The sequence below is a fragment of the Pseudomonas oryzicola genome (genome assembly GCF_014269185.2).
Lineage (GTDB): Bacteria > Pseudomonadota > Gammaproteobacteria > Pseudomonadales > Pseudomonadaceae > Aquipseudomonas > Aquipseudomonas oryzicola.
Genome location: NZ_JABWRZ020000001.1, coordinates 829,124 through 856,107 on the forward strand (window position 1 = coordinate 829,124; position 26,984 = coordinate 856,107).

Consider the following 26,984-nt stretch of genomic DNA (forward strand, 5'->3'; position numbering starts at 1 on the left):
TGCTTACTGCTGGTGCTCACCGCGCTCGCGGGCAATGGCCCGATAGCCGATGTCGGTACGGTAGAAGCTGCCGTTCCAGCTGACTTCCTTGGCCAGGCGATAGGCTTGCTGCTGGGCGTCGGCAACGCTGGCACCCATGGCGGTGGCGCAGAGCACGCGGCCACCGTTGGTCACCACCTGGCCGTTCTTCAGCGAAGTACCGGCATGGAATACCTTGCCTTCGATCCTGGCCGCTGCTTCCAGGCCGTTGATCACGTCACCCTTGGCATAGTCGCCCGGGTAACCGCCGGCGGCCAGCACCACGCCCAGGCTCGGGCGCGGGTCCCACTGGGCTTCGACCTTGTCCAGCGCCTTGGCGAATGCAGCTTCGACCAGCAGCACCAGGCTCGATTCCAGGCGCAGCATGACCGGCTGGGTTTCCGGGTCGCCGAAGCGGCAGTTGAACTCGATGACCTTGGGGTTGCCCGCCTTGTCGATCATCAGGCCGGCGTAGAGGAAGCCGGTATAGACGTTGCCTTCTTCGGCCATGCCACGCACGGTCGGCCAGATCACCTGGTCCATCACGCGCTGGTGCACATCGGCGGTGACCACCGGAGCAGGGGAGTAGGCACCCATGCCGCCAGTATTCGGGCCGGTGTCCTGGTCGCCGACGCGCTTGTGGTCCTGGCTGGTGGCCATGGGCAGCACGTTCTGGCCATCGACCATGACGATGAAGCTGGCTTCCTCGCCGTCGAGGAACTCCTCGATCACCACGCGCGAACCTGCGTCACCGAAGGCATTGCCGGCCAGCATGTCGCGCACGGCGGCTTCGGCCTCCTCGAGGGTCATGGCGACGATCACGCCCTTGCCGGCGGCCAGGCCATCGGCCTTGATCACGATTGGCGCGCCTTTTTCCTGCAGGTAGGCCAGGGCGGGCTCGATTTCAGTGAAGTTCTGGTAGTCGGCGGTTGGAATCTTGTGCCGGGCCAGGAAGTCCTTGGTGAAGGCCTTGGAGCCTTCCAGCTGGGCCGCGCCCTTGGTTGGGCCGAAGCAGTCCAGGCCACGGCTGCGGAACAGATCGACGACACCGGCGACCAGCGGCGCTTCCGGGCCGACGATGGTCATCTGTACGTTCTGTTCGGCGAAGTCGGCCAGTTGTTCCAGGGCATTGACGTCGATGGCGACGTTCTCGCACTTGGCTTCGATGGCGGTGCCGGCGTTGCCTGGGGCAACGAAGACTTTCTCTACGCGTGGGTCCTGGGCGACTTTCCAGGCCAGGGCGTGTTCGCGGCCGCCGCTGCCGATGATCAATACTTTCATGTCAAAACCTCGAATTCTTTCGGGCGAGAGGCAAAATCTCACGCTGTACGAGGTCGCAATGAAGCAAGTAGATGCGAGGCGGGGCCGGTTCCGATGAGCGGAGTTGCCTTCTGGCAATGAGCATCAGCGGAACCGGCCCCAACGCAGCAGATACCTGCTTCAGTGCGGCCGATTGCCGTAAATCAGTGGCGGAAGTGGCGCATGCCGGTGAAGACCATGGCGATGCCGGCTTCATCAGCGGCAGCAATCACCTCGGCATCTCGCATCGAGCCACCTGGCTGGATCACGGCACTGATACCCACTTTAGCTGCGTTGTCGATACCGTCACGGAACGGGAAGAACGCATCCGATGCCATGACAGCACCCTGCACCTGCAGGCCGGCATGCTCAGCCTTGATTGCCGCGATGCGTGCCGAGTTGACGCGGCTCATCTGGCCGGCACCGACGCCGATGGTCTGGCGCTGCTTGGCGTAGACGATGGCGTTGGACTTGACGAACTTGGCCACTTTCCAGGCGAACACCAGGTCGTGGATCTCTTGTTCGGTCGGTGCACGCTTGGTGACGATCTTCAGGTCATCGGCGCTGATCATGCCGATATCGCGGCTTTGCACCAGCAGGCCACCGTTGACGCGCTTGAAGTCCCAACCGGCAGCGCGCTCGGCTGGCCATTCACCGCACTCCAGCAGACGTACGTTCTGCTTGGCGGCAACCACGTCGCGGGCGGCCTGGGAGATCTTCGGTGCGATGATCACTTCGACGAACTGGCGGTCGACGATGGCCTTGGCGGTTTCGCCGTCCAGCTCGCGGTTGAAGGCGATGATGCCGCCGAACGCCGACTCGGTGTCGGTCGCATAGGCCAGGTCGTAGGCCTTGCGGATACCGCCTTCGTCTTCAGGTACCACGGCAACGCCGCACGGGTTGGCATGCTTGACGATGACGCAGGCTGGCTTGACGAAGCTCTTCACGCATTCCAGCGCAGCATCGGTGTCGGCCACGTTGTTGAACGACAGCTCCTTGCCCTGCAACTGAATGGCGGTGGAAACGCTGGCTTCGCCTTTTTTCGCCTCGACATAGAACGCCGCGCTCTGGTGCGGGTTCTCGCCGTAGCGCATTTCCTGGGCCTTGACGAACTGGCTGTTGAAGGTGCGCGGGAACTCGCTGCGGCCTTCGGTGCTCAGGGTATCTTTGGCCTGGTCGATGGTGCCCATGTAGTTGGCGATCATGCCGTCGTAGGCTGCGGTGTGCTCGAACGCCTTGAGCATCAGATCGAAGCGCTGGGCGTAGGTCAGGCCACCGGCCTTGAGGCCTTCGACGACGCTGGCATAGTCGCTGGCGTTGACCACGATGGCCACGTCCTTGTGGTTCTTGGCAGCCGAACGGACCATGGTCGGGCCGCCGATGTCGATGTTCTCGATGGCGGTCGGCAGGTCACAGCCAGGCTTGGAAATGGTCGCCTCGAACGGGTACAGGTTGACCGCCACCAGATCGATCGGCTTGATGCCGTGCTCGCTCATGATGGCGTCGTCGATGCCGCGACGGCCGAGGATGCCGCCGTGAATTTTCGGGTGCAGAGTCTTGACCCGGCCATCCATCATTTCGGCGAAGCCGGTGTAGTCGGCTACTTCCACCGCATTGACGCCGTTGTCCTTGAGCAGCTTGTAGGTGCCGCCGGTGGACAGGATCTCGACACCGAGCTGCTGCAGCTCACGGGCGAATTCGAGGATACCGGTCTTGTCGGAGACGCTGATCAGGGCGCGGCGGACTGGCAGGCGGGTAGTCTGGTCGGTCATTTCGGGTTCCAATAACGCGGTGGAGTCAGCAAAAAAGGCGTCTCTGTTCAGGGAGCCGCCTTTTCTGATTGGGATTCTGGCTTACAGCAAGTCGTACTGCTTGAGCTTCTTGCGCAGGGTGCCTCGGTTCAGCCCGAGCATCTCGCTGGCCTTGGTCTGGTTGCCCTTCACGTAGTTCATCACGCTTTCGAGCAGGGGCGCCTCGACTTCGGAGAGCACCAGGTTGTACACGTCCGTCACGGTCGCGCCTTCCAGGTGGGCGAAGTAGTTGTGCAGCGCCTTCTCGACGCTGTCGCGAAGGGTCTGGCCTTCTTCGCTCGGCGTGTTCAGGTGCTGTTTCAGGTTGGCGTTGTCGCTCACGGGCGTTGTTCCACTCACAAATGTCTCGGTCATCATCGTCATGCGGCCACCCCTTGTCCGTCCTCTGTCTCAAGGCTCTGTCGACGTTCGCTGAAAAACGCACGAACGTTGGCGCACTGCGCTTGTGTGTCTTCCAAAGCGTTGAACCGGGAGCGAAACTCCTTGCCGCCGGGTCGTGTTGCCAGGTACCAGCCAACGTGCTTGCGGGCGATACGTACGCCCATCACATCGCCATAGAAGGCATGCAGCGCGGCCAGGTGCTCCAGCAGGATGCGTTCCACTTCGTCCAGCTGCGGCGCCGGCAAGTGTTCGCCGGTGCGCAGGTAATGCTCGATCTCGCGAAAGATCCATGGCCGCCCCTGGGCAGCCCGGCCAATCAGCAGGCCATCGACACCGGTGGCGTCCAGCACCGCCCGGGCCTTTTCTGGCGAGGTGATATCGCCGTTGGCAAAAACCGGGATCGACACCGCCTGCTTGATGGCAGCGATGGTGTCGTATTCGGCTTCGCCGGTATACAGGTCGGCGCGTGTGCGGCCATGTACCGCCAGCGCCTGGATGCCGGCCTGTTCGGCGATCTTCGCCACGTTCAGGCCGTTCTTGTTCGCCCGGTCCCAACCGGTGCGAATCTTCAGCGTCACCGGGACGTCCACGGCGCCGACCACGGCGTGGAGAATCTCGCTGACCAAGGCTTCATCTCTCAATAAAGCAGAGCCTGCAGCTTTGTTGCAGACTTTTTTTGCCGGGCAGCCCATGTTGATATCGATGATCTGGGCACCCGCTTCGACATTGGCTTGCGCCGCCGCTGCCATCATCTGCGCATCACCGCCAGCGATCTGCACCGAGCGAGGCTCGGGATCACCTTCATGGATGCGGCGCAGGCTCGACTTGCGGCTGTTCCACAGGCTCATGTCGCTGGAGACCATTTCCGACACCACCATGCCGGCGCCCAGGCGCTGGCAAAGTGTACGGAAAGGCTGGTCCGTGACGCCGGCCATGGGCGCGAGGATCAGGTTGTTACGTAGTGTGTATTGGCCGATGCGTACCGCCGACATAGGTGATCCCTGTTGTGGGGCCGAATCTTGGAGTCTGAAAAAGGGTTGGCATGATACCCGCTCTCGGTGACCGGATAAAGATGGATTTGGATAAAATCTGAACAGTTGTCGGCTTATGACTTTCAGCTACAAGCGGCAACCCGCGGCAGCGGCAGACCAGTCAACCGGGCTGCCTGGTGTGTAGCTTGCCGCTAGCGGCTTATTCTGGTGAACGGAAGCTGAGGCTGTAATTCACGGCCTTCGGCCCTGGGTCGAGGATGTCCAGGGCAATATGGATCGGGGTCTGGCTGGGCATCTCGCCACGCCCGGCCAGTTCGCCGGAGAGGTACTCGCTGGGCTTGAAGCGCCGACTGGCGATCAGCTGGCCATTGAGGTCGGCAAAGCGCAGTTCCAGCAGCGGGAACGGCTGGGCGAACGGCGCGCGGTTGTAGATGATCGCATCGACGATCAATGCGCCTTTGAAGTCCGGGTGGCTGCGCACCACCAGGTTGCTGCTCTTGATCCGGGCGATATCGACGCGAGTCGGGACCTCGCATCCGACCAGCGGGCAGACCTGCTGGAAGAGCGGCCGATACTGGTCCTGGCGGGCCATTTCGTCGAAGTGGAACCACACGTACTGGAACGCCAGCAGGCCGGCGGCCAGCACGGTCAGAAAGCCCCAGAGCAGGCGCTTGCCCCAGTTTGGTGCCGGCTTTTCCCAACCCAGTTGCAGTGGGTCGTCGACCACGTCGACCAGTGGCTCCTTGCGCATCGGGCGCTCGCTTTTGCCAGAAAAGCCTGGTTCCAGGCGTTCGCCGGGCAGTGGCTCGACCGGGTCGTCATCATGCGCCGACAGGCTCAGCGCCAGTGGCTCGTCGTCGCGTGCACTCAGGCCTTTTTCCGGAACTTCGTCATCGCTCGCGTGCGGCGATGCATCGAATGCGGGGCGGTTATCGTCGGCAACCTGGCGTACCGGTGGCTCATCGTCGATGTCCAGGTCCAGGCTGCCGCCGAGGGTCGGCTCGGTGCGCTGACCGGGGGTGGGCTCCAGATCCAGTTCGAGCGGCTGAGGCTGCAGCACCGGGGCGGGCTCGTCTGCGATTGGCGGTTCGAAGGAATCATCGCTGGCCGTGCCGAACAGGTCGTTGGCGTGTTCGTCCGGCTGCAACTCGTCACGCCGCGCCTGCAACCGGTCATCCTGCTCGGCGGCGCGTGCCGGTATGGGTTGGCCGCGACGCTCCAGGCGTTCCAGCTCCTTGTCGAGATCGAGGGCGTCCAGTGCCTGGGCGGTGAGCGCCCAGTCTCCGTCGGCAGAACTGCTGTGCTCGTCGACAGCCGGTTCGTGCGCAACCCTTGGCTCGACCGCCGGCTCGTCAGGCACCGCTGGTACTGGCGCCGGTACCACAGGTCCACTCCCTGTGCTGGTGCGATTCTGCTCCAGCAACTGCCTGGCAGCATTGAATACCTGCAGGCAATGGCCGCAGCGCACCACGCCGCGTGCCACGCTCAGTTGGTGGTGAGTGACGCGAAAGCTAGTCTGGCAATGCGGGCACTGGGTGACGAAACTGTCGGTCATGCGGCAATCCGGGAGCTGTGCAGAAAATAATTCTAGGCCGGCTTAACGGCGGCGACCACTGATACGTACCCAGCCGTCACGCACGACGATCGGGTCCAGCTCGAAGTCGGCGGCGTAGGCTGCGGCCACCTCTTCACCCTGTTCGGCGAGGATGCCCGACAGCGCCAGCAGGCCGCCGGGGCGGACCAGGCCGGACAGTTGCGGCGCCAGCGATACCAGCGGGCCGGCAAGGATGTTGGCGACCAGTACGTCGGCCTGCATGGCCGGCATGTGCTCGGGCAAGTACAGCGCCAGCTTTTCATCGGCGATGCCGTTGCGCTGGGCGTTGTCGCGCGAAGCCTCGATGGCCTGCACGTCGATGTCGGTACCGACCGCCTCGCGGGCGCCGAGCAGCAGCGCGGCGATGGCCAGGATGCCCGAGCCGCAGCCGAAGTCCAGCACCTGGGTGCCTTCGAGTTGCTGGCCGTCGAGCCATTCCAGGCACAGGGCGGTGGTCGGGTGAGTGCCGGTGCCGAACGCCAGGCCCGGGTCGAGCAGCAGGTTCACCGCGTCCTGTTCCGGGGCCTCGTGCCAGCTGGGCACGATCCACAGGCGGCGGCCGAAGCGCATCGGCTGGAAGTTGTCCATCCAGCTGCGTTCCCAGTCCTGGTCCTCGATCACCTCGGCCTGGTGCTCGGGCAGCTCGGCACCAGTCAGCAGGCGCAGGTGGGAGAACACCTGCTCGGGCTCGGCATCGGCCTCGAACAGGGCCAGCAGGTGGGTGTGCGACCACAGCGGGGTGGTGTTGAGGTCTGGCTCGAAGATCGGTTGATCCTCGGCGTCCATGAATGTGACCGAGACAGCACCCACTTCGAGCAGAGCGTCTTCGTAGGTTTCGGCTTGTTCCGGGCTGATGGCCAGGCGTACTTGCAGCCAGGGCATGGCGGGCACCTTTGGTAAATCGACAGGGGCAGCCCCAGGCTGCGCGAAGGCTGGCAGTTTACGCGAGTGCGGGGGATTTGTGGATCGGCTTGGCAAGGGGGCGTGCAGCGCCCCCGAAATTCCTCAGACAAAACAGAGGGAGAGCGACTCAGCTATATAGGCAGGCTTGTCTTCGCCATCGATCTCCAGCGTGGCAATTGCCTTGAGCAGCCATTGCCCGGGCTTCTTCTCCAGCACCTCTGCCAGTTCCACCTTAAGCCGCACCTGGCTGTCGACCTTGACCGGCTGGATGAAACGCACGCTGTCCAGTCCGTAGTTCACCACCATCTTCAGCCCTTGTGGCAGGACCAGGATGTCCTCGATCAGTTTGGGTATCAGCGACAACGTCAGGAAGCCGTGTGCGATGGTGCTGCCGAACGGCGTCTGCGCCGCCTTCTCCGGGTCCACATGGATGAATTGAAAATCGCCTGTGGCTTCGGCGAACAGGTTGATGCGCTGTTGGTCGATCTTCAGCCAGGCCGAGCGGCCCAGCTCCTTACCAACGTACTGCGAAAGCTCTTTAACCGGTACATAGGGCATCGCGGGCTCTCCAAGTTATCAGTTGGTACGAATGTGCAAGATCAGCACGGCGAACCGTTTCAGTCAAGTTGCAGGTTTTTCGACGAATATCGGTATGCGGCAGCCACATGCTTATAATGGCTGTCCTGCACGAGGAAGATGCTTATGCTGTTGCGTGGTCTGACCTGGCTGGTGCTGTTCCAGCTGCTGGGTACGGCGATCAACCATTTGGTGGTGCCGTTTCTGCCGGGGCCGATCATCGGCCTGTTGCTGCTGCTGTGCTTTCTCATGGCCCGCGGCGAGGTTGGCAAGCCGCTGAACGAAGCGGCCAGCAGCCTGCTGCGCTACCTGCCGTTGTTGCTGGTGCCGCCGGCGGTGGGGGTGATGGTATACGCCAGGGACATTGCCGCTGATTTCTGGGCCATCGTCGGTGCATTGCTGATTTCCTGCCTGGTGACCCTGGTGTTTGTCGGGGTGTTGATGCAAAAGCTCATCCAGCGCCAGGGTCGGCGCGAGGAGCAACCATGATGCTCGACTGGCAAGGCGCGCTTGACGCGGTGGTGCACCATCCCTTGTTCGGTATCGGCATTACTCTCGGCGCCTACCAGGTAGTGTTGGCCGCCTACGAGAAGACCCGCTGGATCTTCCTGCAGCCTGTGCTGGTGTCGATGTTGCTGGTGATCGGCGTATTGTTGCTGTTCGGCATCGACTATCGCGAATACCGCAAGAGCACCGAAATCATGAACATTCTGCTGGGGCCTGCCACCGTGGCCCTGGCCGTGCCGCTCTACCTGAACCTGCGGCGTATCCGCCAGCTGTTCTGGCCCATCTTTACTACGCTGGTAATCGGAGGCCTGTTTGCCACTCTGTTCTGCCTGGTGCTGGGCTGGTGGTTCGGTGCAGAACACATGATCCTCATGACCATGGCGCCGAAATCGGTGACCTCGCCAATTGCCATGCTGGTGGCCGAACAGATTGGCGGAGTGGCGGCCCTGGCGGCGGTGTTCGTGTTGATAACCGGCGTTATCGGGGCAATCTTCGGCCCGGCGCTGTTGAGCCGTTTTGGCGTGCACAGCCCCGAGGCGCGCGGCATGTCGCTGGGCGTGACCGCGCATGCGGTGGGCACTTCGGTGGCCCTGCAGGAAAGTGACGAATGCGGCGCCTTTGCCGCGCTGGCGATGAGCCTGATGGGCGTGGCCACGGCGGTGTTCCTGCCGCTGGCAGTCAGTCTGGTGGCTTGAGGACTTGTGATGACGTTACCGCTGTTTCCGCTCAATACCGTGCTGTTTCCTGGCTGCTTTCTCGATTTGCAGATTTTCGAGGCGCGCTACCTGGACATGATCGGGCGTTGCATGAAGCAGGGCGAAGGTTTTGGCGTGGTGTGCATCCTGGAAGGCGAACAGGTCGGCAAGGCGCCGCCGGTGGTGGCCTCGATCGGCTGCGAGGCGGTGATCCGCGATTTCGTGCAACAGGATAACGGTTTGTTGGGCATTCGCGTCGAAGGCGTGCGGCGCTTCAATCTCGCAAGCACCGAGGTGCAGAAGGACCAGCTGTTGGTGGGGCAGGTAGAGTGGTTGCCGGAGCAAGCGGACAGCCCGTTGCTCGAGGCCGACGAAGATCTGCTGGCGTTGCTGGTGGCGCTGGGCGAGCACCCGATGGTCGAAGCCCTGGACATGCCACGCCCGGTGGACGGGCGGCAGGCGCTGGCCAACCAGTTGGCGTACCTGTTGCCGTTCATGGAAGAGGACAAGCTGGACCTGCTGACCCTTGACTCGCCGCAGCAGCGGCTTGGCGAGATCCAGAAGCTGCTGGAGCGGATTCAGGGCGAGCTGTTTGCCTGATGCTGCAGTATTACCTGTGCCAGCCTCTTAGCGGGTAGACCTGCCAAGAGGCCGGTAAAGCCAGGCTCAATATTGATAGCGCAACAAAGCCTGCGGCAACGCATGCAGGGCAAAGAACGCCAGCAACGCGATGCATGCCGGCACCACCAGCCACCACACCCGCAGCGGCAAGGCCGGCAGGGTCTGCTGCCGCTGTACCAATGCCAGGCTCAGCGCACATACACAGCACGCCAGCAGCGCCCCGGCGAGGATGTCGGTCGGCCAGTGCGCCCCCAGATAGACCCGCGACAGGGCAATCGCCAGTGCCGGAATGCAGCCCAGCATGACCCAGGTCAGGCGCATCCGCGGCGGCTGCCCGCGCCCGGCCAGCACGGCCATGACCAGAAAGAACGCGAACGACGCCGAACTGTGCCCGCTGGGCATGCTGTAGCTGGTCAAGGGGTCGCTGAGTACCTCTGGCCGGGCCCGGGCGAACAGCCATTTCAGGGTGCCATTGGCAAGTGCCGTGCCCATCAGTGCGCCAGCGGCGAACAGGGCATGACGCCATTGCCGGGCAAGCAGCAGCAGGCCAGTCAGCAGGCCGCCCAAGACCAGTTGAGTGCGGAAATCGCCTAGCCGGGTCACCAGCACCACGGCGCCATCGATGGCCTGGCTACGGTGCTCCTGCACCAGTGTCATCACGCCTTGGTCGAATTCGTGCAGGTAGGGCCAGCCCAGGAACACCCCGGCCAGGGCTGCCAGGCTCATGCCGGCGATCAGCCGGGTGCCGTGGCGTTGATCACGGATGCTGGTGTTCAGGCTGAGCCCGATGATGACTGCCAGGGTGCCGGCAATGATGCCGGCATCCAGCCAGAAACCTTCCGGCAGGGGTAGGCGCATGGCTGCACCCGTGGCCCAGCCAGGCAGCAGGTAGGCCACCGACCAGCCCGCGCCGGCCACCAGGCTGACGGCGATGAAGCGCGGCAGCGGCATGTCGAACATGCCGGCGACCATCGGCAGCATGGGCCGCAGTGGTCCGATGAAGCGCCCGACCAGCAGGCTGGCGATGCCGTAGCGCTGGAAATAGGCCTCGGCACTGCCGATCCATTCCGGGTGGTGACGCAGCAGCGGCAGGCGACGGATGTTCTGATGGAAGTACTTGCCCACTGCATAGGACACAGCGTCACCGAGCAGGCCGCCGAGAAAGCCCAGCAGCAGCGTTTCGCCCAGGCTGAAGGCACCGCTGCCGGCCAGTACCGCGACCGCAAACAGCAGGACGGTGCCTGGCACGATGATGCCGGCAATGGCCAGGCATTCGATGCAGGCCACCAGGAAAATTGCCAGGCCAAGCCACTGTGGGTTGGCGCTGAGCCAGCCGGTCAGGCTGTCGAGCCATTGGCCCATGGTTCAGCTTCCTTGTTCGAGAATGAAGAAGTCGCGGCCTTCGACTTGGCCTCGACGCAACGGGTTCCGCGTGCAGAAACGGGCGTATTCGGCATCGACGAAGCGGTAGGGCAGGTGCTCGTCGCGGCCATGCGGGATGCCCAGGCGGGCCGTCTGGATGACCCGCGGCACGGCGTTGCTGCAATCCTCGACGTAAAGGCGTTCGGGGTCGAAGCGCTGGGCGTCCCAGTGTGGCACCTTCAGGCCGAGGGCGCGGCACAGCAACGTCTGCCCGGCGCACAGGCGCTCGGCCGGGCGCAGGTTGCCGCTGGCGTCGGGGTTGTTCAGCTGCATCTGCGCCAGGCTGTTCGGCCCCGAGATGGCATCCTGCCAAGGATAGGCCGACTTGATCAGCACTGCGTTGCCCGGCCCATGGGCGCTGAAGTTCAGCGAGTCGCCACCACGCGCGTAGTACATGTAGATATGCCCGCCGGCAAGGAATAGCGCCTTGCGTTTTTCGGTGTAGCCGAGCGAGGCGTGGCTGCCTTTGTCGGTGAGGTAGTAGGCCTCGGTCTCGATGATCCGTGCGGCCAGCCACAGGTTGCCGTGGCGGTGGCGGATGACCTTGCCCAGCAGGGCCTTGGCCAGGGTCTGGGCGTCGCGGTCGAAGAAGCTGTCGGGCAATGCTGGCATGCGGGCAGTTCGCGGCTGGGAAGGCGGGGATGATAGCAATGAATGGCTTAATCGAGGCTGAATCGGCTGCGATGCAGGCAGCACCGGCCTCTTCGCCGGTGGCAATAGTAGAAAGAAATTCCGATAAGTGCGGTTACATCTTTCCTGCGCAATATTCCGGCCATTTTCGACCATCCGCCACCCGCCGCTGGGCGTACACCTGCGCGGCAGTTATAATCAGCCGATTTCCCCTTCGCCAAGACACCGAACCCATGACTGAGTCCGTTCTTGACTATATGACCCGCCTGGGTCACGCTGCCCGCGAGGCTTCCCGGGTGATCGGTCGTGCCAGCACCGCGCAGAAGAACCGCGCCCTGCACGCTGCCGCCGACGCGCTGGATGCCGCCCGTGCCGAGCTTGCCGCCGCCAACGAGCTGGACCTCGCCGCCGGCCGCGCCAACGGCCTGGAGCCGGCGCTGCTCGACCGTCTGGCGCTGACCCCGGCGCGTATCGACGGCATGATCACTGGCCTGCGCCAGGTGGCCAGCCTGCCGGACCCGGTCGGTGCCATCCGCGACATGAGCTACCGCCCATCGGGTATCCAGGTGGGCAAGATGCGCACGCCGCTGGGGGTGATCGGGATCATCTACGAATCGCGTCCGAACGTGACCATCGATGCTGCCAGCCTGTGCCTGAAGTCGGGTAACGCGACCATCCTGCGTGGCGGCTCCGAAGCCATCCATTCCAACCGCGCGATCGCCAGCTGCATCCAGCGGGGCCTGGCCGCAGCCGGCCTGCCGGCGGCCGTGGTGCAGGTGGTCGAAACCACCGACCGCGAGGCCGTGGGGGCGCTGATCGGCATGCCGGAGTTTGTCGACGTCATCGTGCCGCGCGGTGGCCGTGGCCTGATCGAGCGCATCAGCCGCGATGCCCGCGTGCCGGTCATCAAGCACCTGGATGGCATCTGCCATATCTATGTCAGCCGGCACGCCGATCTGGACAAGGCCTGGCGCGTGGCGTTCAACGCCAAGACCTATCGCTACGGTATCTGTGGCGCCATGGAGACGCTGCTGGTCGACCAGCAGGTGGCCGAGCGTTTCCTGCCGGAGATGGCCCGCCGCTTCCAGGAGAAGGGCGTAGAACTGCGTGGCTGCGAGCGCACCCGGGCGTTCATCGACGCCAAGCCGGCCACCGAGGCCGACTGGCACACCGAGTACCTGGATGCGATCCTGTCGATCCGTGTGGTCGACGGTCTGGACCAAGCCATCGAGCACATCAACCACTATGGCTCGCACCACACCGATTCGATCATCAGCGAACATCAGGGTGAAGCGCGTCAGTTCATGGCCGAAGTCGACTCGGCTTCGGTCATGCTCAATACCCCGACCTGCTTCGCCGACGGCTTCGAGTACGGCCTGGGTGCCGAGATCGGCATTTCCACCGACAAGCTGCATGCGCGCGGCCCGGTTGGCCTGGAAGGCCTGACCTGCGAGAAGTACGTGGTGATCGGCGACGGCCAGTTGCGCGGCCAGGAGTCCTGCTGAGTTGAGCAAGGCCCAGGCAGTCCGGCGCATCGGCATTCTAGGCGGCACCTTCGACCCCGTGCACATCGGCCACCTGCGCAGCGCGCTGGAAGTTGCCGAGTTCATGGGGCTGGACGAGCTGCGCCTGTTGCCCAACGCCAGGCCGCCGCACCGCGACACTCCGCAGGTGGCCGCCAAGGACCGTCTGGCCATGGTGCAGAGCGCCGTGCAGGGCGTGCCGTGCCTGAGCGTGGATAGCCGCGAGCTGGCGCGCGACAAGCCGTCGTACACTATCGATACGCTGGAATCGATCCGCGCCGAACTGGCTGCCAACGACCAGTTGTTCCTGGTATTGGGCTGGGATGCCTTCTGCGGCCTGCCCGGTTGGCACCGCTGGGAAGAATTGCTGCAACACTGTCACATCCTGGTACTGCAACGCCCGGATGCCGACGTAGAACCCCCTGACGAGCTGCGCAACCTGCTGGCTGCGCGCTCGGAGAGCGATCCCGCCGCCATGTCCGGCCCGGCGGGAAACATTTCGTTCGTCTGGCAGACGCCGCTTGCGGTGTCGGCTACACAGATCCGACAGCTGCTGGCCAGCGGCAAGTCGGTGAGGTTCCTGGTGCCGGACGCCGTACTGGCCTACATCGAGGCGCACGAACTGTATCGTGCGCCTAACTGACGGTGCCTCTGGCACCTCATCCAACGAGTTGAACGAGTTTTATATGACCAAGCAGAAAATCCACGGCGAAGAACTGGTCGCCCTGACCAAGGCAGCGCTGGAAGACGTCAAGGCCCAGGACATCCAGGTCATCGACGTGCGCGACAAGCACAGCCTGACCGATTACATGATCATTGCCACAGGTACTTCCAACCGCCAGATCAACGCGATGCTGGAAAAGGTCCGCGAAGCGGTCAAGGCCAAGGGCGCCCAGCCACTGGGTGAAGAAGGCAAGGGCGACAGCGACTGGGTACTGCTGGACCTGAACGACGTCATCGTGCACATGATGACCGCCGCTGCCCGTCAGTTCTACGACCTGGAGCGCCTGTGGCAGGGTGCCGAGCAGAGCCGTGCCGCCGATGGCAAGCACCACAGCCCGGACCAGGCCCACGAGTATTCCGAAAAGCTCAAGGACCGGGAATAAGGAAAGCGCTGTGCGTCTGCGCCTGATCGCGGTCGGTTCGCGCATGCCGAAGTGGGTCGAGGAAGGCTGGCATGAGTATGCCAAGCGCCTGCCCGCCGAGCTGTCGCTGGAGCTGGTGGAAATCCCGCTGAATACCCGTGGCAAGAATGCCGATGTCGCCCGCCTGATTCGTCAGGAGGGCGAGGCCATGCTGAGCAAGGTTCAGCCGGGGGAGCGCATCGTCACCCTGGAGGTTCATGGCAAGCCCTGGAGTACCGAGCAACTGGCGACCGAGCTGGACCGCTGGCGCCTGGATGCGCGCACGGTGAATTTGATGGTGGGCGGCCCGGAAGGCCTGGCGCCGGAGGTCTGTGCGCGTGCCGAACAACGCTGGTCGCTGTCGCCGTTGACCCTGCCGCACCCGTTGGTAAGGATACTCATCGGCGAGCAGATCTACCGCGCCTGGACCGTGCTGTCCGGGCATCCTTACCACAAATGAGCCTGTAAGCAGCCCGATGTCTCAGCCGATCCGTCTCAAGGACCATGAGAAAGACGCCCGCCTGGTGCGTAGCCGCGTCGTGGTTGGCGCAGTGGCGGTCGTGCTGCTTGTCTGCGTGCTGATCGCGCGGCTGTATTACCTGCAGATCATCCAGTACGACTACCATTCGACGCTGTCGGAGAACAACCGGGTGCATGTGCAGCCGATCCCGCCGACCCGCGGGCTGATCTTCGACCGTAACGGGGTAATCGTTGCCGACAACCGGCCCAGCTTCAGCCTGTCGATGACCCGCGAACGTGCGGGTAACTGGCAGGAAGTGCTGGACACCATCGTCGAAGTGCTGGAGCTGACGCCAGAGGACCGCGCCCTGTTCGAGAAGCGCATGCGCCAGGGCCGTCGGCCGTTCGAGCCAGTGCCGATCCTGTTCGAACTCAACGAAGAGCAGATTGCCCGCGTGGCGGTGAACCAGTTCCGCCTGCCGGGTGTGGAAGTGGTGGCCCAGCTGGTGCGCCATTACCCGCAGGGCGCGCATTTCGCGCATTCGGTAGGGTATGTGGGGCGGATCAACGAGAAGGAGCTGAAAACGCTCGACCCGGTGAACTACAGCGGCACCCACCACATAGGCAAGACCGGCATCGAACGGTTCTACGAAGACGTCCTGCACGGCCAGGTGGGCTACGAGGAAGTCGAGACCAACGCCCGCGGCCGGGTGCTGCGCGTGCTCAAGCGTACCGACCCGAAACCGGGCAAGGACATCGTGCTGAGCCTGGACATCAAGCTGCAGGAAGCCGCCGAGGCGGCCCTGGGTGGCCGGCGCGGCGCCGTGGTGGCGCTCGATCCGCGTACCGGCGAGGTGCTGGCAATGGTCAGCCAGCCCAGCTTCGACCCCAACCTGTTCGTCACCGGCATCGGTTTCAAGGCCTATGCCGAACTGCGCGACTCGATCGACCGGCCGTTGTTCAACCGCGTGCTGCGCGGCCTCTACCCGCCGGGCTCGACCATCAAGCCGGCCGTGGCCATCGCCGGCCTGGACAGTGGCGTGGTCAATGCTGGCAGCCGGGTGTTCGACCCGGGCTACTACCAGCTGCCCAACTACGACCACAAGTACCGTAACTGGAACCGCACCGGCGATGGCTGGGTCGACCTGGACACCGCGATCATGCGCTCCAACGACACCTACTTCTACGACCTGGCGCACAAGATGGGCATCGACCGGCTGTCCAGCTACATGAACAAGTTCGGTATCGGCCAGCGGGTTTCCCTGGACATGTTCGAGGAGTCCGCCGGGCTGATGCCGTCGCGGGAATGGAAACGTGCCACCCGCCGCCAGGCCTGGTTCCCCGGCGAAACCCTGATCCTCGGTATCGGCCAGGGCTACATGCAGGCCACGCCGCTACAACTGGCCCAGGCCACCGCGCTGATCGCCAACAAGGGCGTATGGAACCGCCCGCACCTGGCCAGGACCATCGAAGGCCAGCCGCCGGTGGACGACAACCCCATGGACAACATCGTGCTGCGTGACAAGTCCGACTGGGCCAAGGTCACCCATGGCATGGAGCAGGTGATGCACAACGCCCGCGGTACCGCACGCAAGGCGGCCATCGGCGCGCAGTACCGCATCGCCGGCAAGAGTGGTACCGCCCAGGTGGTGGCGATCAAGCAGGGCGAGAAGTATGACCGCAACAAACTCCAGGAGCGTCACCGCGACCACGCCTTGTTCGTCGCCTTTGCCCCGGCCGACGACCCGAAGATCGTGGTATCGGTGATGGTCGAGAACGGTGAGTCGGGCTCGGGCGTTGCCGCACCGGTAGTACGTCAGGTGATGGACGCCTGGCTGCTCGACGAAAACGGCCGGCTCAAGCCCGAGTTCGCGCCCGCCACCGTTACCCAGGAATCCGCCCTGTGATGAACAATTTCGATCGCATGCTCTCCAGCGAGGATGTGATGCGTCGGCGCGCCAGCTTTCTGCAGCGCATCCATGTCGACGGCCCTTTGCTGGTCATTCTGCTGACCCTCGCGGCTGGCAGCCTGTTCGTGCTGTACTCGGCCAGTGGCAAGAACTGGGACCTGTTGCTCAAGCAGGCCACCTCGTTCGGTATCGGCCTGGCGTCGATGTTCATCATCGCCCAGCTGGAACCTCGCTTCATGGCGCGCTGGGTGCCGCTGGCCTATCTGGTTGGCGTGATGTTGCTGGTAGTGGTGGACGTGATGGGCCACAACGCCATGGGGGCCACGCGCTGGATCAACATTCCCGGGGTGATTCGCTTCCAGCCCTCGGAGTTCATGAAGATCATCATGCCGGCGACCATCGCCTGGTACCTGTCCAAGCGCACCTTGCCGCCGCATCTCAAGCACGTGGCGATCAGCCTGGTGCTGATTGGCGTGCCGTTCATTCTGATCGTGCGCCAGCCCGACCTGGGCACGGCGCTGCTGATCCTCGCTTCCGGTGCTTTCGTGCTGTTCATGGGGGGGCTGCGCTGGCGCTGGATCCTCAGCGTGCTGGCGGCGGCGGTGCCGGTGGCAGTGGCGATGTGGTTCTTCGTCATGCACGACTACCAGAAGCAGCGGGTACTGACCTTCCTCGATCCGGAAAGCGACCCGTTGGGCACTGGCTGGAACATCATCCAATCCAAGGCGGCGATCGGCTCGGGCGGGGTGTTCGGCAAGGGCTGGCTGCTCGGGACCCAGTCGCACCTGGACTTCCTGCCGGAAAGCCACACCGACTTCATCATTGCCGTACTCGGCGAGGAATTCGGCCTGGTCGGCATCTGCCTGTTGCTCATCGTCTATCTGCTGCTGATCGGCCGTGGCCTGGTGATTACCGCCCAGGCGCAGACCTTGTTCGGCAAGCTGCTGGCCGGCAGCCTGACCATGACCTTCTTTGTATATGTATTCGTCAATATCGGGATGGTCAGCGGCCTTCTGCCCGTGGTGGGCGTGCCGCTGCCCTTCATCAGCTATGGCGGAACTTCGTTGGTGACGCTGCTGTCAGCGTTTGGCGTTCTGATGTCGATCCACACGCATCGCAAATGGATCGCGCAGGTTTGAATAAGGTGAAGAATTTCATGCAAGCAGTGCGTAACTGGGCTGTCCGTTGTGCGCCGTGGGTCGGCGCGGTGGGCCTGTTCGGCGCTGTACAGCTGGCCCATGCCGGCGATTACCGGGACTCGCCGCAGGTGGCCCAGTTCGTTGGCGAAATGAGCCGCGACTACGGTTTTGCTCCTGAGCAGCTGATGGGCGTGTTCGGTGAGGTGCAACGCAAGCAGTCGATCCTCGACGCCATTTCGCGCCCGGCCGAACGGGTTAAACCGTGGAAGGACTACCGGCCGATGTTCATCACCGATGCGCGCATCGCCCGCGGTGTGGATTTCTGGCGCCAGCACGAGGCGGCGCTGGTCCGTGCCGAGCAGGAATATGGCGTACCGGCACAGTACATCGTCGCCATCATTGGCGTGGAAACCTTCTTCGGTCGCAACACCGGCAACTACCGGGTAATAGACGCCCTGTCGACCCTGAGCTTCGACTACCCGCCGCGGGCCGAATTCTTCCGCAAGGAACTGCGGGAGTTCCTGCTGCTGTCTCGCGAGGAGCAGCTCGACCCCTTGACGCTCAAAGGCTCCTACGCCGGCGCCATGGGCTTGCCGCAGTTCATGCCGAGCAGCTTCCGCAACTTTGCGGTGGACTTCGACGGCGACGGCCACATCAATATCTGGAACAACCCGGACGATGCCATCGGCAGCGTCGCCAGTTACTTCAAGCGCCACGGTTGGGTGGCCGGGGAAGGCGTGGTCAGCCGTGCCTGGGTGGACGGCGAGCGGGCCGACGAGGGCCTGACCACCGGTATCGAGCCAGTGAAGACGGTGGGGGAGTTGCGCGCGCTCGGCTGGTCGGTTCATGATTCCCTGCGCGATGATCTGCCGGTTACCGCCTTCCGGCTCGAGGGCGACAATGGCCCCGAGTACTGGATGGGCCTGAAGAACTTCTACGCGATCACTCGCTACAACCGCAGCGTGATGTATGCCATGGCGGTGCATCAGCTTTCGGAACAGCTGGTTCAAGCACGGGGCGTCAATTAATGCGCGCAATCATCTCTGCCAACTCTTTCAAGCTGCTGACCTGCCTCGCCGTTGGCGTGCTGTTGGCCAGCTGCACTTCCAGCCGCCCGGCCCAGCAAGGTAGCGGCAACGTGGTGCGCACCCAGCCGGGCCTGGATATCAACCGGGCACACAAGGACGGCGCGCCGTGGTGGGACGTGGATGTGAGCAAGATCCCCGATGCCACGCCGACGGTGCACACCGGCAGCTACAAGGCCAACCCGTACACGGTACTGGGCAAGACCTACTACCCGATGCAGGACGCGCGCAACTACCGCGCCGAGGGGACTGCATCGTGGTATGGCACCAAGTTCCACGGCCAGAACACTGCCAACGGCGAACTGTACGACCTGTACGGCATGAGCGCGGCACACAAGACCTTACCGCTGCCGGCCTATGTGCGGGTGACCAACCTGGCCAACGGCCGCAGCGTGATCCTGCGGGTCAATGACCGTGGGCCGTTCTATTCCGATCGCATCATCGACCTGTCCTACGCCGCGGCGAAAAAGCTCGGTTACGCCGAGATCGGCACCGCGCACGTGCGCGTCGAGGGCATCGACCCGCAGCAATGGTGGGCCCAGCGTGGCCAGACGCCGCCGCTGATGCTGAAGGAGCCGCAAGTGGCCCAGACCCAGGCGATCCCGGCCAGTACCGGGCGCGTCGAACAATGGACTCCACCGCCGCAACAGCACGCGGCGCCCGTTGTGCCTGTGCAGGTTGGCGGCAACAACGTGCCGGGCAGCAACAGTGGCGGCAGCTTCCTGCAGGTGGGCGCCTTCGCCAACCCGGACGCCGCCGAACTGCTGCGTTCCAAGCTCAGCAGCATGGTCAGCGCGCCGGTGTTCATCAGCTCGATTGTGCGTAACCAGCAAACCTTGCACCGCGTGCGCCTGGGGCCGATCAGCAGCCAGGGCGAGATCCAGCAGGCGCAGGACAGCATCCGCCTGGCGAACCTGGGGCAGGCGAAGCTGGTCACTGCCGACTGATCGTGTTGCCTTCTTCGCGGGCACGCCCGCTTCCACAGGATTTCGCATGTCCCTGTGGGAGCGGGCGTGCCTGCGAAGAAGGCAACACCAAACTGTCGGTTTTGTCATGAATTGCCGGGCGTAGGCATGTACAATGTCGGCTTTTGCCCGCAGCGACATAACGCCGCATTTTGCCGGGCCAGGCCTGTGGCCAAAAAACTAGACTGACTGGCGCTGGGCACATGATCTTGCCCAGGGAAATTCAGACCATTAGCGATTTTCGAGAGACGGATGAACATCACCAACCTTGCCAAACGACTTTGCCTGCCCGTACTGCTGATGATCACGCCAGCCGCCTTCGCGGCTGAGCAGATGACGCCGGCGCCACCGCAACTGGCAGCCAAGTCCTACGTACTCATGGACGCGTCCAGCGGCAACGTGCTGGTCGAGAACAATGGTGACGAGCGCCTGCCGCCGGCCAGCCTGACCAAGCTGATGACCGCCTACATCGCCACCCTCGACATCCGCCGCGGCCAGATCGGTGAAAACGACCCGGTTACCGTCAGCGAGAACGCCTGGCGTACCGGCGGTTCGCGCATGTTCATCAAGGTGGGCAGCCAGGTCACTGTCAGCGACCTGCTGCATGGCATCATCATCCAGTCCGGCAACGACGCCTCGGTCGCCCTGGCCGAGCACATCGCCGGCAGCGAAGATGCCTTCGCCGACATGATGAACAAGACCGCTGCCGACCTGGGCATGAGCAACAGCCACTTCATGAACCCGACCGGTCTGCCGCACCCGGACCACTATTCGTCGGCCCATGACATGGCGACCCTGGCCCGCGCGATCATCAATGTCGACCCGGCCCACTACGCCATCTATTCGCAGAAAGAGTTCTTCTGGAACAACATCAAGCAGCCTAACCGCAACCTGCTGCTGTGGCGTGACAAGACGGTCGACGGCCTGAAGACCGGCCACACCGACGAAGCCGGCTACTGCATGGTGGCTTCCGCCGTTCGCGACGGCCAGCGCCTGATCGCCGTGGTGTTCGGCACCAACAGCGAGCAATCGCGTGCGGCCGAGACCCAGAAGCTGCTGACTTATGGCTTCCGCTTCTTCGAAACCCAGACCTTCTACCAGAAGGGCACCGAGCTGACCAAGGCGCCGGTCTGGAAAGGCGCCACTGGCGAAGTGAAAGCTGGCCTGGCCGAAGACCTGACCATGACCATGCCTAAAGGCCAATTGAAACGCCTTCAGGCTTCGATGACCATGAACCCGCAGCTCACTGCGCCGATCGCCAAAGGTGACGTGATCGGCAAAGTGGAAGTCAAACTGGATGAAAAAGTGGTTCACAGTGCCGACCTGATCGCCCTCGATGGCGTCGAGGAAGGTGGTTTCTTCCGCCGTATGTGGGATAGCATCCGTCTATTCTTCTACGGGTTGTTCAACTGATACGTGACCTGCATGCCCCCGCGTATCCCGCGGGGGCGTTGTTGTTGCCACGGCTTACGAGGCCGTTTCCACCATGAGCGAAGCAGACGTCAAGTCGCACAAGATCGAATTCCCCTGCGACGATTACCCGATCAAGGTCATCGGCGATACCGTGGTCGGTTTCCGCGACACGGTGATCGAGATTCTCAGCAAGCACGCCAAGGTCGACCTTGCCACGCTGGCCGAGCGCCAGAGCAAGGAAGGCAAGTACACTACCGTGCAATTGCACATCGTTGCCGAAAGCGAGAACCAGCTGCACGATATCAACAGCGCCTTGCGCGCTACCGGCATCGTGAAAATGGTGCTCTGATGTCCGCCTGCCTCGGTTTTCGTGAGCTTGGCCTGCAGCCCTATGAACCGGTGCTGGAGGCCATGCGACGCTTCACCGAGCAACGCAGCCCGGACAGCCAGGATGAAGTCTGGCTGGTCGAGCACCCCGCTGTCTTCACCCAGGGCCAGGCCGGCAAGGCCGAGCACCTGTTGGTACCGGGTGACATCCCGGTGGTACAGACCGACCGCGGTGGCCAGGTAACCTACCATGGCCCCGGGCAACTGGTGGCCTACCTGCTGCTGGATGTGCGCCGGCTGGGCTTTGGCGTGCGTGAGCTGGTCAGCCGCATCGAGCAGACCCTCATCGACCTGCTCGCCAGTTATGATGTCCAGGCCGCGGCCAAGCCCGACGCCCCGGGCGTCTATGTCGACGGAGCGAAGATCGCTTCCCTCGGCCTGCGAATCCGCAATGGCCGTTCGTTCCACGGCCTTGCCCTGAACGTGGACATGGACCTCGCGCCATTCCGCCGAATCAACCCCTGCGGCTATGCGGGGCTGGCGATGACCCAGCTGCGCGACCTGGCAGGTCCGATCGAACTCGACGAGGTCAGGACAAGGCTGCGCGGACAGCTGGTCAAGCACCTCGACTACGCTGAGCAGACGACCCTCACGGGCGGAATCGACTGAATATGACAACTGTGCAAGAAGCCGTGCCGAACCTGACACCTACCCAGGATGCCACCCAGCGCCCAGCGCCGAAGAAGGTGGAAGCCGGGGTCAAGTTGCGTGGCGCCGAAAAGGTTGCGCGCATCCCGGTGAAGATCATCCCCACCGACGAGCTGCCGAAGAAACCCGACTGGATCCGCGTGCGTATCCCGGTTTCGCCCGAGGTAGACCGCATCAAGCAACTGCTGCGCAAGCACAAGCTGCACAGCGTGTGCGAAGAGGCGTCCTGCCCGAACCTGGGCGAGTGCTTCTCCGGTGGTACCGCGACCTTCATGATCATGGGTGACATCTGCACCCGCCGCTGCCCGTTCTGCGACGTTGGCCATGGTCGGCCAAAGCCGCTGGACCTGGACGAGCCGAAGAACCTGGCTATCGCCATCGCCGACCTGCGCCTGAAGTACGTGGTGATCACTTCGGTGGACCGCGACGACCTGCGCGACGGCGGGGCCCAGCACTTCGCTGACTGCATCCGTGAAATCCGTGCGCTGTCGCCAGGCGTGCAGCTGGAAACCCTGGTGCCCGACTACCGTGGCCGCATGGACGTTGCCCTGGAGATCACCGCCCAACAGCCGCCGGATGTGTTCAACCACAACCTCGAGACCGTACCACGCCTGTACAAGGCCGCGCGTCCGGGCTCGGACTACGACTGGTCGCTGGACCTGCTGCAGAAATTCAAGCAGCTGGTGCCGCACGTTCCGACCAAGTCGGGCCTGATGCTGGGCCTGGGCGAGACCGACGACGAAGTGATCGAGGTGATGCAGCGCATGCGCGAGCATGACATCGACATGCTCACCCTCGGCCAGTACCTGCAGCCATCGCGCAGCCACCTGCCGGTGCAGCGTTTCGTCCACCCGGACACCTTCGCCTGGTTCGCCGAGGAAGGTTACAAGATGGGCTTCAAGAACGTCGCTTCCGGGCCGCTGGTGCGTTCTTCCTACCACGCTGACCAACAGGCCCACGAGGCCAAGATCAAGCTCTGATCAAAGGTTGGGCCACACATGCCGATGCGCGCCGAAAGGCGCCATCGGCATTTTTGTTGATGGGGTTTCCTGCTGGCCGAGGTCGCTCCGCAGCGGCAGAATCGGGCCCCCAGGACCTGCAAGGAGTTGCATGTGAATTGCCTTGAGCGTACCGAACCTTGCTTGCCGATGGCGTTGCCGCACGACGCCTGCTTTGCCATCGTCGCGCCCGCCGGCCCGGCCCGGCTGGATACCCAGAAGGCCACCCGGTGGTTTGCCGAGCGTGGCTACCGTTGCCGGATCTACCCGGGAGCTCTGCAGGCGCAAGGATACCTGGCAGGCGTAGACCAGCAGCGCTTGCAAGACCTGCATGACGCTTTCGCCGACCCGGCGATCGACGCCATCCTGTGCATGCGTGGGGGGTATGGCAGCATGCGCCTGCTCGACCGGCTCGATTTCGAGCTGATCCGGCACAACCCCAAGCCGCTGATCGGCTACAGCGACATCACCGCGCTGCACACGGCCATTTACCGCAGGACCGGGCTGGTCACCTTCCATGGCGGAATGCTCAATGCAGACCTGTTGGGTGCCAAGCAGCAACCGACCGAGGCTTCGCTGCTGGCGCAGCTGGGTGGGCAGGTGCGCAGCGGCGAGCCAATCGCGCACCCGGCCGGCTACGCTTTGACCTGTGTACAGCCGGGTGTGGCCAGCGGGCCGCTACTAGGTGGCAACCTGTCGATGCTGGGGGCGACCTTGGGGACGATTGCCGAGTTGGATACCAAGGGTTGCATCCTGTTCATCGAGGACGTCAACGAGCCGCTGTACCGGGTAGACCGCCTGCTGACCCAGCTGCGCCTGGCGGGCAAGCTGGAGGGGATCGCGGGCGTGCTGGTGGGGGATTTTGCCGGGATTACCACGGTGGCGCTGACGCCGTTGCTGCAGGACATCTTCGGGCCGCTGGGCGTGCCGGTGCTGGCCGGGTGGCGCAGTGGGCATTGTGATCCGAATGTGTGCTTGCCGCTGGGGGCCAGGGTGCGGCTGGATAGTGTTCAGCAAGCATTGTTACTGCAGCAGGATCTGTTCAAGGCTTGATTGTCGGGGGCCGCACAGCGGCCCCAGGTTCCTTACTGTTGACGCAGGCTCTCGAGCAGCTTATGGGTCGGGTACCCATCCGCCGGCCACCCCAGCCCCTGCTGGGCGTTGCGGATCGCCTTGCGGGTGTTGGCGCCAATGATGCCGTCAGGGTTCCCGGCTTCATGCCCATTGCTGTTCAACAGGTTCTGTAGCTCCATGCGCTCGCTGCGGCTGAGCGGCAGGTCTTCCTTCGGCCAGCTGCCAGCGATGAAGCCCCAGCCAGTGAAGCGGTCCCCTAGCAGGCTCACTGCCAGCGCATACGACGACGAGTTGTTGTACTTGAGGATGGCGCGGAAGTTGTCCAGTACCAGAAACGCCGGGCCTCGCGCGCCTGCTGGCAGCAGCAGGGCGGCAGACAGCTGGTCGCTGCCCACCGGCAGTTGCGTCCCCGCTGGCAGTTTCACGCCCTGCGCCAACCACTCGCTTACTGGCTTGCGCAGTGCGCCATCGGCTTGCCAGTAATCGAAGCCTGCTGGCACCTGCACCTCGAAGCCCCAAGGCTGGCCACGCTTCCAGCCCGAACTCTGCAGGTAATGCGCAGTCGAGGCCAGGGCATCCGGGGTGCTGTTCCAGATGTCACGGCGGCCGTCACCGTCGAAGTCCACGGCATGGGTGTTGTAGGTGGTCGGGATGAACTGGGTCTGGCCCATGGCGCCGGCCCACGAGCCACGCATGGCCTCAGGCTGGATGTCGCCATGCTGGATGATCTGCAGCGCGGCGATCAGCTGGTCCTGGGCAAATTGTGGGCGACGGCCTTCATAGGCCAGGGTGGCCAGCGAGCGGATGACCGACTTGTTGCCCTGGAACTGGCCGAAGTTGCTTTCCATGCCCCACACTGCAACCAGCACCTGGCGGTCGACGCCATAGCGCTGCTCGATTAGGGTGAGCAAGTCTGCATGCTGTTCCAGCAGTTTTTTGCCATTGCGTACGCGCAGCGGTGACAAGGCGCCTTCGAGGTATTCCCACACCGGGCGGGTGAATTCCGGCTGGCTGCGGTCGGCCTTGATCACGTCCATGTCAGGGGTGATACCGAGGAATGCGCGGTCGAAGGTATCCGGCGAAATACCGGCTTGCAGGGCTTGCTGGCGGAAACCAGCCTGCCATTGCGCGAAGGTTTGCAGAGGCTGGATTTCAGTGCTGACGTCGGGCGTGGTGCCGGGCAGGGTTACCACCGGGGCTGGCTGGGCGGGAGCCAGCGGCAGGGCATCGGCGGCGGTGGGCTTTTCTGCGCAGGCCACGAGCAGGATGAAACTGGAGGCCGCGAGCAACTGACGGGTTTTCCAGCGGGGGAGAAGACTGAGAAGCATGCACAGATCCAGAATTGCAGGTCAGGTGACGACCATATCATGCCTGCGCTTTCGATGCTTTCATGCGGCCAAAAAGTACGAAGCCTCCCAATCTCTCGATTGGAAGGCTTCGCGGCGGTAGCTGCCTTTGCCCTTGTTGGGTCGTTCCTGCCGGCAGCGGAACAGGGGCTGGGCGACGATGGACTTGGCCTTGTTGGGGCCGTGTTTTTTCGGCTTTTTGCTCATGGCGGGGTTCCCCGGTTGGGTGGTTTTCGCGAGGCACTGTAGGGCCCTGGGCAACCGGGGGCCAATTGATTGTGTATATGGTCCGAGGCCCAGTCGCCAGTAAGCCAGCTCCCACAGCACAGCCTCCGAGCCCATGCTATCCCTGTGGGGGCTGGCTTACCGGCGACTGGACCTTTGAATGTTACTCGGGGGGAAGCGCCAAGCGCTGGCCGGCCATCAGCAGCGACAAGCGCGCCAGGCCGGTCCAGGGCGAGCCCTCGGCCTGCCCCTTGATCTGCGCATCGATGCGCTGGGCGTCCTGCAGCAACTGCGCCCAGCGCTGTGCCGACAGGCGCTGCAGGGCTTTGCTGACCAGTGGTCGGCGTTTATCCCAGATCGGCGGGCGGGCCTGGCTGAAGGCCTTGTCCAGCGGTACGCCCTGGCTGAATTGCTGGGCCAGCCCGGCCAGCTGACGCAACTCACGGGCCAGGGCCCAGAGAATCACTGGCGGCTCCACGCCTTCGCCACGCAGGCCTTCGAGCATGCGCAGGGCATGCGCGGCTTCGCCATTGAGAATGGCATCGACCAGGCCGAAGACATCGAAGCGGGCACTGTCGGCAACGGCGGCCTGCACGGTCTCCACGGTGATCTGGTTGCCTTCGGCCAGCAGCTTGAGCTTCTCGATCTCTTGCGCGGCGGCCAGCAGGTTGCCCTCGACACGTGCGGCGATCAGGTCGACGGCGTCCCGCTGTGCCGACAGGCCGGCCTGCTGCAGGCGCTGGTTGATCCACTGTGGCAGCTGGTGCACATCCACCGGCCAGATCTGAATGAACTGGCAATGAGGGCCTTCTATCAGCGCCTTGCCCCACTTGGTCTTCTGTGCGCTGCCGTCGAGCTTGGGCAGGCTGACCAGCAGCAGGGTGTCCTCGGCGGGGTTGGCGCAGTATTCCATCAGCGCAGCAGCGCCCTTGTCACCGGGCTTGCCCGAAGGAAGGCGCAATTCCAGCAGGCGACGTTGGGCGAACAGCGACAGGCTGGCACCGGCCTGGAGCAGGGTACCCCAGTCGAAGTTGGCGTCGGCACTGAATACTTGGCGTTCGTCGAAGCCCTGCTGGCGTGCGGCGTTGCGGATGGCGTCGGCGGCTTCCTGGCACAGCAGCGGGTCGTCGCCGCTGACCACGTAGACCGGTGCCAGGGCGCCTTGCAGGTGCTTGCTGAGTTGGGCGGGGGCGAGCTTCATGGGGAACAGGCGGGGCACCCGAGGGTACCCCGCTCGGG

28 protein-coding genes are annotated in these 26,984 nt (G+C 63.7%); 16 read left to right on the forward strand and 12 right to left on the reverse strand.

The annotated features are described in order from the left end of the window. Positions 1-3 precede the first annotated feature (3 nt). From purD to HU760_RS03750, 7 genes are all read right to left on the reverse strand, one after another. Positions 4-1,299, reverse strand: coding sequence for a phosphoribosylamine--glycine ligase (gene purD / locus HU760_RS03720; RefSeq protein ID WP_186672665.1), 1,296 nt, complete (start codon positions 1,297-1,299; stop codon positions 4-6). A 182-nt stretch (positions 1,300-1,481) separates the two neighbouring features. After that, the gene (gene purH / locus HU760_RS03725) at positions 1,482-3,089 is read right to left on the reverse strand and encodes a bifunctional phosphoribosylaminoimidazolecarboxamide formyltransferase/IMP cyclohydrolase (RefSeq protein WP_186672667.1); all 1,608 of its coding nucleotides are present in this window, start codon (positions 3,087-3,089) and stop codon (positions 1,482-1,484) included. A gap of 81 nt (positions 3,090-3,170) precedes the next feature. Then, the gene (gene fis / locus HU760_RS03730; protein ID WP_012274390.1) at positions 3,171-3,491 is read right to left on the reverse strand and encodes a DNA-binding transcriptional regulator Fis; all 321 of its coding nucleotides are present in this window, start codon (positions 3,489-3,491) and stop codon (positions 3,171-3,173) included. Next, entirely contained in the window at positions 3,488-4,501 is a 1,014-nt protein-coding gene (gene dusB, locus HU760_RS03735) for a tRNA dihydrouridine synthase DusB (RefSeq protein WP_170032907.1), read from the reverse strand. The genes fis and dusB overlap by 4 nt, the downstream gene beginning before the upstream one ends. A gap of 199 nt (positions 4,502-4,700) precedes the next feature. Then, a complete protein-coding gene (locus HU760_RS03740; RefSeq protein WP_186672669.1) occupies positions 4,701-6,056 on the reverse strand; it encodes a DUF3426 domain-containing protein in 1,356 nt (451 codons plus the stop codon). A 42-nt stretch (positions 6,057-6,098) separates the two neighbouring features. After that, the gene (prmA, locus tag HU760_RS03745) at positions 6,099-6,977 is read right to left on the reverse strand and encodes a 50S ribosomal protein L11 methyltransferase (protein ID WP_087499523.1); all 879 of its coding nucleotides are present in this window, start codon (positions 6,975-6,977) and stop codon (positions 6,099-6,101) included. 123 nt (positions 6,978-7,100) lie between these two features. Beyond that, positions 7,101-7,556, reverse strand: coding sequence for a MaoC family dehydratase (locus tag HU760_RS03750; RefSeq protein WP_186672671.1), 456 nt, complete (start codon positions 7,554-7,556; stop codon positions 7,101-7,103). Between the two features lie 144 nt (positions 7,557-7,700). Between HU760_RS03750 and HU760_RS03755 the strand changes: the two genes are divergently transcribed. From HU760_RS03755 to HU760_RS03765, 3 genes are read left to right on the forward strand one after another with little or no spacing between them, the layout of a single operon-like run. Continuing rightward, positions 7,701-8,063 (forward strand): CidA/LrgA family protein, encoded by a 363-nt coding sequence (locus tag HU760_RS03755; protein ID WP_186672673.1) that lies wholly within the window; start codon positions 7,701-7,703, stop codon positions 8,061-8,063. After that, positions 8,060-8,776 (forward strand): LrgB family protein, encoded by a 717-nt coding sequence (locus tag HU760_RS03760; protein WP_186672675.1) that lies wholly within the window; start codon positions 8,060-8,062, stop codon positions 8,774-8,776. Before HU760_RS03755 ends, HU760_RS03760 begins: the two co-directional genes overlap by 4 nt. A gap of 9 nt (positions 8,777-8,785) precedes the next feature. Then, positions 8,786-9,376 (forward strand): LON peptidase substrate-binding domain-containing protein, encoded by a 591-nt coding sequence (locus HU760_RS03765; RefSeq protein WP_186672684.1) that lies wholly within the window; start codon positions 8,786-8,788, stop codon positions 9,374-9,376. A gap of 66 nt (positions 9,377-9,442) precedes the next feature. Here the strand turns inward: HU760_RS03765 and HU760_RS03770 are convergent, their stop codons facing one another. After that, positions 9,443-10,759: a bifunctional DedA family/phosphatase PAP2 family protein gene (locus HU760_RS03770; protein ID WP_186672686.1), complete on the reverse strand. Its 1,317-nt coding sequence runs from the start codon at positions 10,757-10,759 to the stop codon at positions 9,443-9,445. A 3-nt stretch (positions 10,760-10,762) separates the two neighbouring features. Further along, a complete protein-coding gene (locus HU760_RS03775; protein WP_186672688.1) occupies positions 10,763-11,431 on the reverse strand; it encodes a DNA-3-methyladenine glycosylase in 669 nt (222 codons plus the stop codon). Positions 11,432-11,682: 251 nt separating this feature from the next. Between HU760_RS03775 and HU760_RS03780 the strand changes: the two genes are divergently transcribed. The 13 genes from HU760_RS03780 (at position 11,683) to HU760_RS03840 (ending at position 24,153) form a co-directional block, all read left to right on the forward strand. Next, positions 11,683-12,954, forward strand: coding sequence for a glutamate-5-semialdehyde dehydrogenase (locus HU760_RS03780; RefSeq protein ID WP_186672690.1), 1,272 nt, complete (start codon positions 11,683-11,685; stop codon positions 12,952-12,954). Position 12,955: 1 nt separating this feature from the next. Beyond that, complete coding sequence (gene nadD / locus HU760_RS03785) at positions 12,956-13,615, forward strand: nicotinate-nucleotide adenylyltransferase (RefSeq protein WP_186672692.1); 660 nt, start codon at positions 12,956-12,958, stop codon at positions 13,613-13,615. Between the two features lie 43 nt (positions 13,616-13,658). Beyond that, positions 13,659-14,078 carry a ribosome silencing factor gene (rsfS, locus tag HU760_RS03790; RefSeq protein WP_170032886.1) on the forward strand — a complete coding sequence of 140 codons (420 nt, stop codon included), beginning with the start codon at positions 13,659-13,661 and terminating at the stop codon, positions 14,076-14,078. Between the two features lie 10 nt (positions 14,079-14,088). Then, positions 14,089-14,556, forward strand: a complete 468-nt coding sequence (gene rlmH / locus HU760_RS03795) for a 23S rRNA (pseudouridine(1915)-N(3))-methyltransferase RlmH (RefSeq protein WP_003249722.1) — start codon at positions 14,089-14,091, stop codon at positions 14,554-14,556. Positions 14,557-14,572: 16 nt separating this feature from the next. After that, positions 14,573-16,462, forward strand: coding sequence for a penicillin-binding protein 2 (mrdA, locus tag HU760_RS03800; RefSeq protein WP_186672694.1), 1,890 nt, complete (start codon positions 14,573-14,575; stop codon positions 16,460-16,462). Positions 16,463-16,500: 38 nt separating this feature from the next. Further along, a complete protein-coding gene (gene rodA, locus HU760_RS03805; protein ID WP_170034301.1) occupies positions 16,501-17,604 on the forward strand; it encodes a rod shape-determining protein RodA in 1,104 nt (367 codons plus the stop codon). A gap of 17 nt (positions 17,605-17,621) precedes the next feature. Beyond that, positions 17,622-18,632, forward strand: a complete 1,011-nt coding sequence (gene mltB, locus HU760_RS03810; protein ID WP_186672695.1) for a lytic murein transglycosylase B — start codon at positions 17,622-17,624, stop codon at positions 18,630-18,632. Further along, positions 18,632-19,636 (forward strand): septal ring lytic transglycosylase RlpA family protein, encoded by a 1,005-nt coding sequence (locus HU760_RS03815; protein ID WP_186672697.1) that lies wholly within the window; start codon positions 18,632-18,634, stop codon positions 19,634-19,636. The genes mltB and HU760_RS03815 overlap by 1 nt, the downstream gene beginning before the upstream one ends. Before the next feature lie 270 nt (positions 19,637-19,906). After that, on the forward strand, positions 19,907-21,067 hold the full coding sequence (locus HU760_RS03820) for a D-alanyl-D-alanine carboxypeptidase family protein (protein ID WP_186672699.1): 1,161 nt from the start codon (positions 19,907-19,909) through the stop codon (positions 21,065-21,067). Between the two features lie 73 nt (positions 21,068-21,140). Beyond that, positions 21,141-21,416 carry a DUF493 domain-containing protein gene (locus HU760_RS03825; RefSeq protein WP_186672701.1) on the forward strand — a complete coding sequence of 92 codons (276 nt, stop codon included), beginning with the start codon at positions 21,141-21,143 and terminating at the stop codon, positions 21,414-21,416. Continuing rightward, a complete protein-coding gene (lipB, locus tag HU760_RS03830; RefSeq protein ID WP_013974352.1) occupies positions 21,416-22,063 on the forward strand; it encodes a lipoyl(octanoyl) transferase LipB in 648 nt (215 codons plus the stop codon). Before HU760_RS03825 ends, lipB begins: the two co-directional genes overlap by 1 nt. Before the next feature lie 2 nt (positions 22,064-22,065). Next, complete coding sequence (lipA, locus tag HU760_RS03835) at positions 22,066-23,082, forward strand: lipoyl synthase (RefSeq protein WP_225932798.1); 1,017 nt, start codon at positions 22,066-22,068, stop codon at positions 23,080-23,082. A 168-nt stretch (positions 23,083-23,250) separates the two neighbouring features. Next, complete coding sequence (locus HU760_RS03840; RefSeq protein WP_186672988.1) at positions 23,251-24,153, forward strand: S66 peptidase family protein; 903 nt, start codon at positions 23,251-23,253, stop codon at positions 24,151-24,153. Between the two features lie 32 nt (positions 24,154-24,185). Here HU760_RS03840 and HU760_RS03845 read toward each other — a convergent pair whose 3' ends face one another. The 3 genes from HU760_RS03845 to holA form a co-directional block, all read right to left on the reverse strand. Then, a complete protein-coding gene (locus tag HU760_RS03845; protein WP_186672702.1) occupies positions 24,186-25,502 on the reverse strand; it encodes a lytic murein transglycosylase in 1,317 nt (438 codons plus the stop codon). 60 nt (positions 25,503-25,562) lie between these two features. Continuing rightward, positions 25,563-25,727, reverse strand: a complete 165-nt coding sequence (gene arfA, locus HU760_RS03850; protein ID WP_023378548.1) for an alternative ribosome rescue factor ArfA — start codon at positions 25,725-25,727, stop codon at positions 25,563-25,565. Positions 25,728-25,908: 181 nt separating this feature from the next. After that, complete coding sequence (gene holA, locus HU760_RS03855; protein ID WP_186672704.1) at positions 25,909-26,946, reverse strand: DNA polymerase III subunit delta; 1,038 nt, start codon at positions 26,944-26,946, stop codon at positions 25,909-25,911. Positions 26,947-26,984: the final 38 nt, after the last annotated feature.

What these genes read in the sequence shown, in the direction of transcription:
- HU760_RS03760 (WP_186672675.1), top strand. Translation starts at nt 8,060, where the DNA reads ATGATGCTCGACTGGCAAGGCGCGCTTGACGCGGTGGTGCACCATCCC.
- mltB (WP_186672695.1), top strand. Translation starts at nt 17,622, where the DNA reads ATGCAAGCAGTGCGTAACTGGGCTGTCCGTTGTGCGCCGTGGGTCGGC.
- lipA (WP_225932798.1), top strand. Translation starts at nt 22,066, where the DNA reads ATGACAACTGTGCAAGAAGCCGTGCCGAACCTGACACCTACCCAGGAT.
- purD (WP_186672665.1), bottom strand. Translation starts at nt 1,299, where the DNA reads ATGAAAGTATTGATCATCGGCAGCGGCGGCCGCGAACACGCCCTGGCC.
- purH (WP_186672667.1), bottom strand. Translation starts at nt 3,089, where the DNA reads ATGACCGACCAGACTACCCGCCTGCCAGTCCGCCGCGCCCTGATCAGC.
- HU760_RS03780 (WP_186672690.1), top strand. Translation starts at nt 11,683, where the DNA reads ATGACTGAGTCCGTTCTTGACTATATGACCCGCCTGGGTCACGCTGCC.
- HU760_RS03740 (WP_186672669.1), bottom strand. Translation starts at nt 6,056, where the DNA reads ATGACCGACAGTTTCGTCACCCAGTGCCCGCATTGCCAGACTAGCTTT.
- HU760_RS03750 (WP_186672671.1), bottom strand. Translation starts at nt 7,556, where the DNA reads ATGCCCTATGTACCGGTTAAAGAGCTTTCGCAGTACGTTGGTAAGGAG.
- fis (WP_012274390.1), bottom strand. Translation starts at nt 3,491, where the DNA reads ATGACGATGATGACCGAGACATTTGTGAGTGGAACAACGCCCGTGAGC.
- HU760_RS03755 (WP_186672673.1), top strand. Translation starts at nt 7,701, where the DNA reads ATGCTGTTGCGTGGTCTGACCTGGCTGGTGCTGTTCCAGCTGCTGGGT.
- HU760_RS03765 (WP_186672684.1), top strand. Translation starts at nt 8,786, where the DNA reads ATGACGTTACCGCTGTTTCCGCTCAATACCGTGCTGTTTCCTGGCTGC.
- dusB (WP_170032907.1), bottom strand. Translation starts at nt 4,501, where the DNA reads ATGTCGGCGGTACGCATCGGCCAATACACACTACGTAACAACCTGATC.
- mrdA (WP_186672694.1), top strand. Translation starts at nt 14,573, where the DNA reads ATGTCTCAGCCGATCCGTCTCAAGGACCATGAGAAAGACGCCCGCCTG.
- HU760_RS03820 (WP_186672699.1), top strand. Translation starts at nt 19,907, where the DNA reads ATGAACATCACCAACCTTGCCAAACGACTTTGCCTGCCCGTACTGCTG.
- prmA (WP_087499523.1), bottom strand. Translation starts at nt 6,977, where the DNA reads ATGCCCTGGCTGCAAGTACGCCTGGCCATCAGCCCGGAACAAGCCGAA.
- lipB (WP_013974352.1), top strand. Translation starts at nt 21,416, where the DNA reads ATGTCCGCCTGCCTCGGTTTTCGTGAGCTTGGCCTGCAGCCCTATGAA.
- HU760_RS03815 (WP_186672697.1), top strand. Translation starts at nt 18,632, where the DNA reads ATGCGCGCAATCATCTCTGCCAACTCTTTCAAGCTGCTGACCTGCCTC.
- HU760_RS03825 (WP_186672701.1), top strand. Translation starts at nt 21,141, where the DNA reads ATGAGCGAAGCAGACGTCAAGTCGCACAAGATCGAATTCCCCTGCGAC.
- HU760_RS03840 (WP_186672988.1), top strand. Translation starts at nt 23,251, where the DNA reads ATGGCGTTGCCGCACGACGCCTGCTTTGCCATCGTCGCGCCCGCCGGC.
- HU760_RS03845 (WP_186672702.1), bottom strand. Translation starts at nt 25,502, where the DNA reads ATGCTTCTCAGTCTTCTCCCCCGCTGGAAAACCCGTCAGTTGCTCGCG.
- rsfS (WP_170032886.1), top strand. Translation starts at nt 13,659, where the DNA reads ATGACCAAGCAGAAAATCCACGGCGAAGAACTGGTCGCCCTGACCAAG.
- holA (WP_186672704.1), bottom strand. Translation starts at nt 26,946, where the DNA reads ATGAAGCTCGCCCCCGCCCAACTCAGCAAGCACCTGCAAGGCGCCCTG.
- HU760_RS03770 (WP_186672686.1), bottom strand. Translation starts at nt 10,759, where the DNA reads ATGGGCCAATGGCTCGACAGCCTGACCGGCTGGCTCAGCGCCAACCCA.
- HU760_RS03775 (WP_186672688.1), bottom strand. Translation starts at nt 11,431, where the DNA reads ATGCCAGCATTGCCCGACAGCTTCTTCGACCGCGACGCCCAGACCCTG.
- rodA (WP_170034301.1), top strand. Translation starts at nt 16,501, where the DNA reads ATGCGTCGGCGCGCCAGCTTTCTGCAGCGCATCCATGTCGACGGCCCT.
- arfA (WP_023378548.1), bottom strand. Translation starts at nt 25,727, where the DNA reads ATGAGCAAAAAGCCGAAAAAACACGGCCCCAACAAGGCCAAGTCCATC.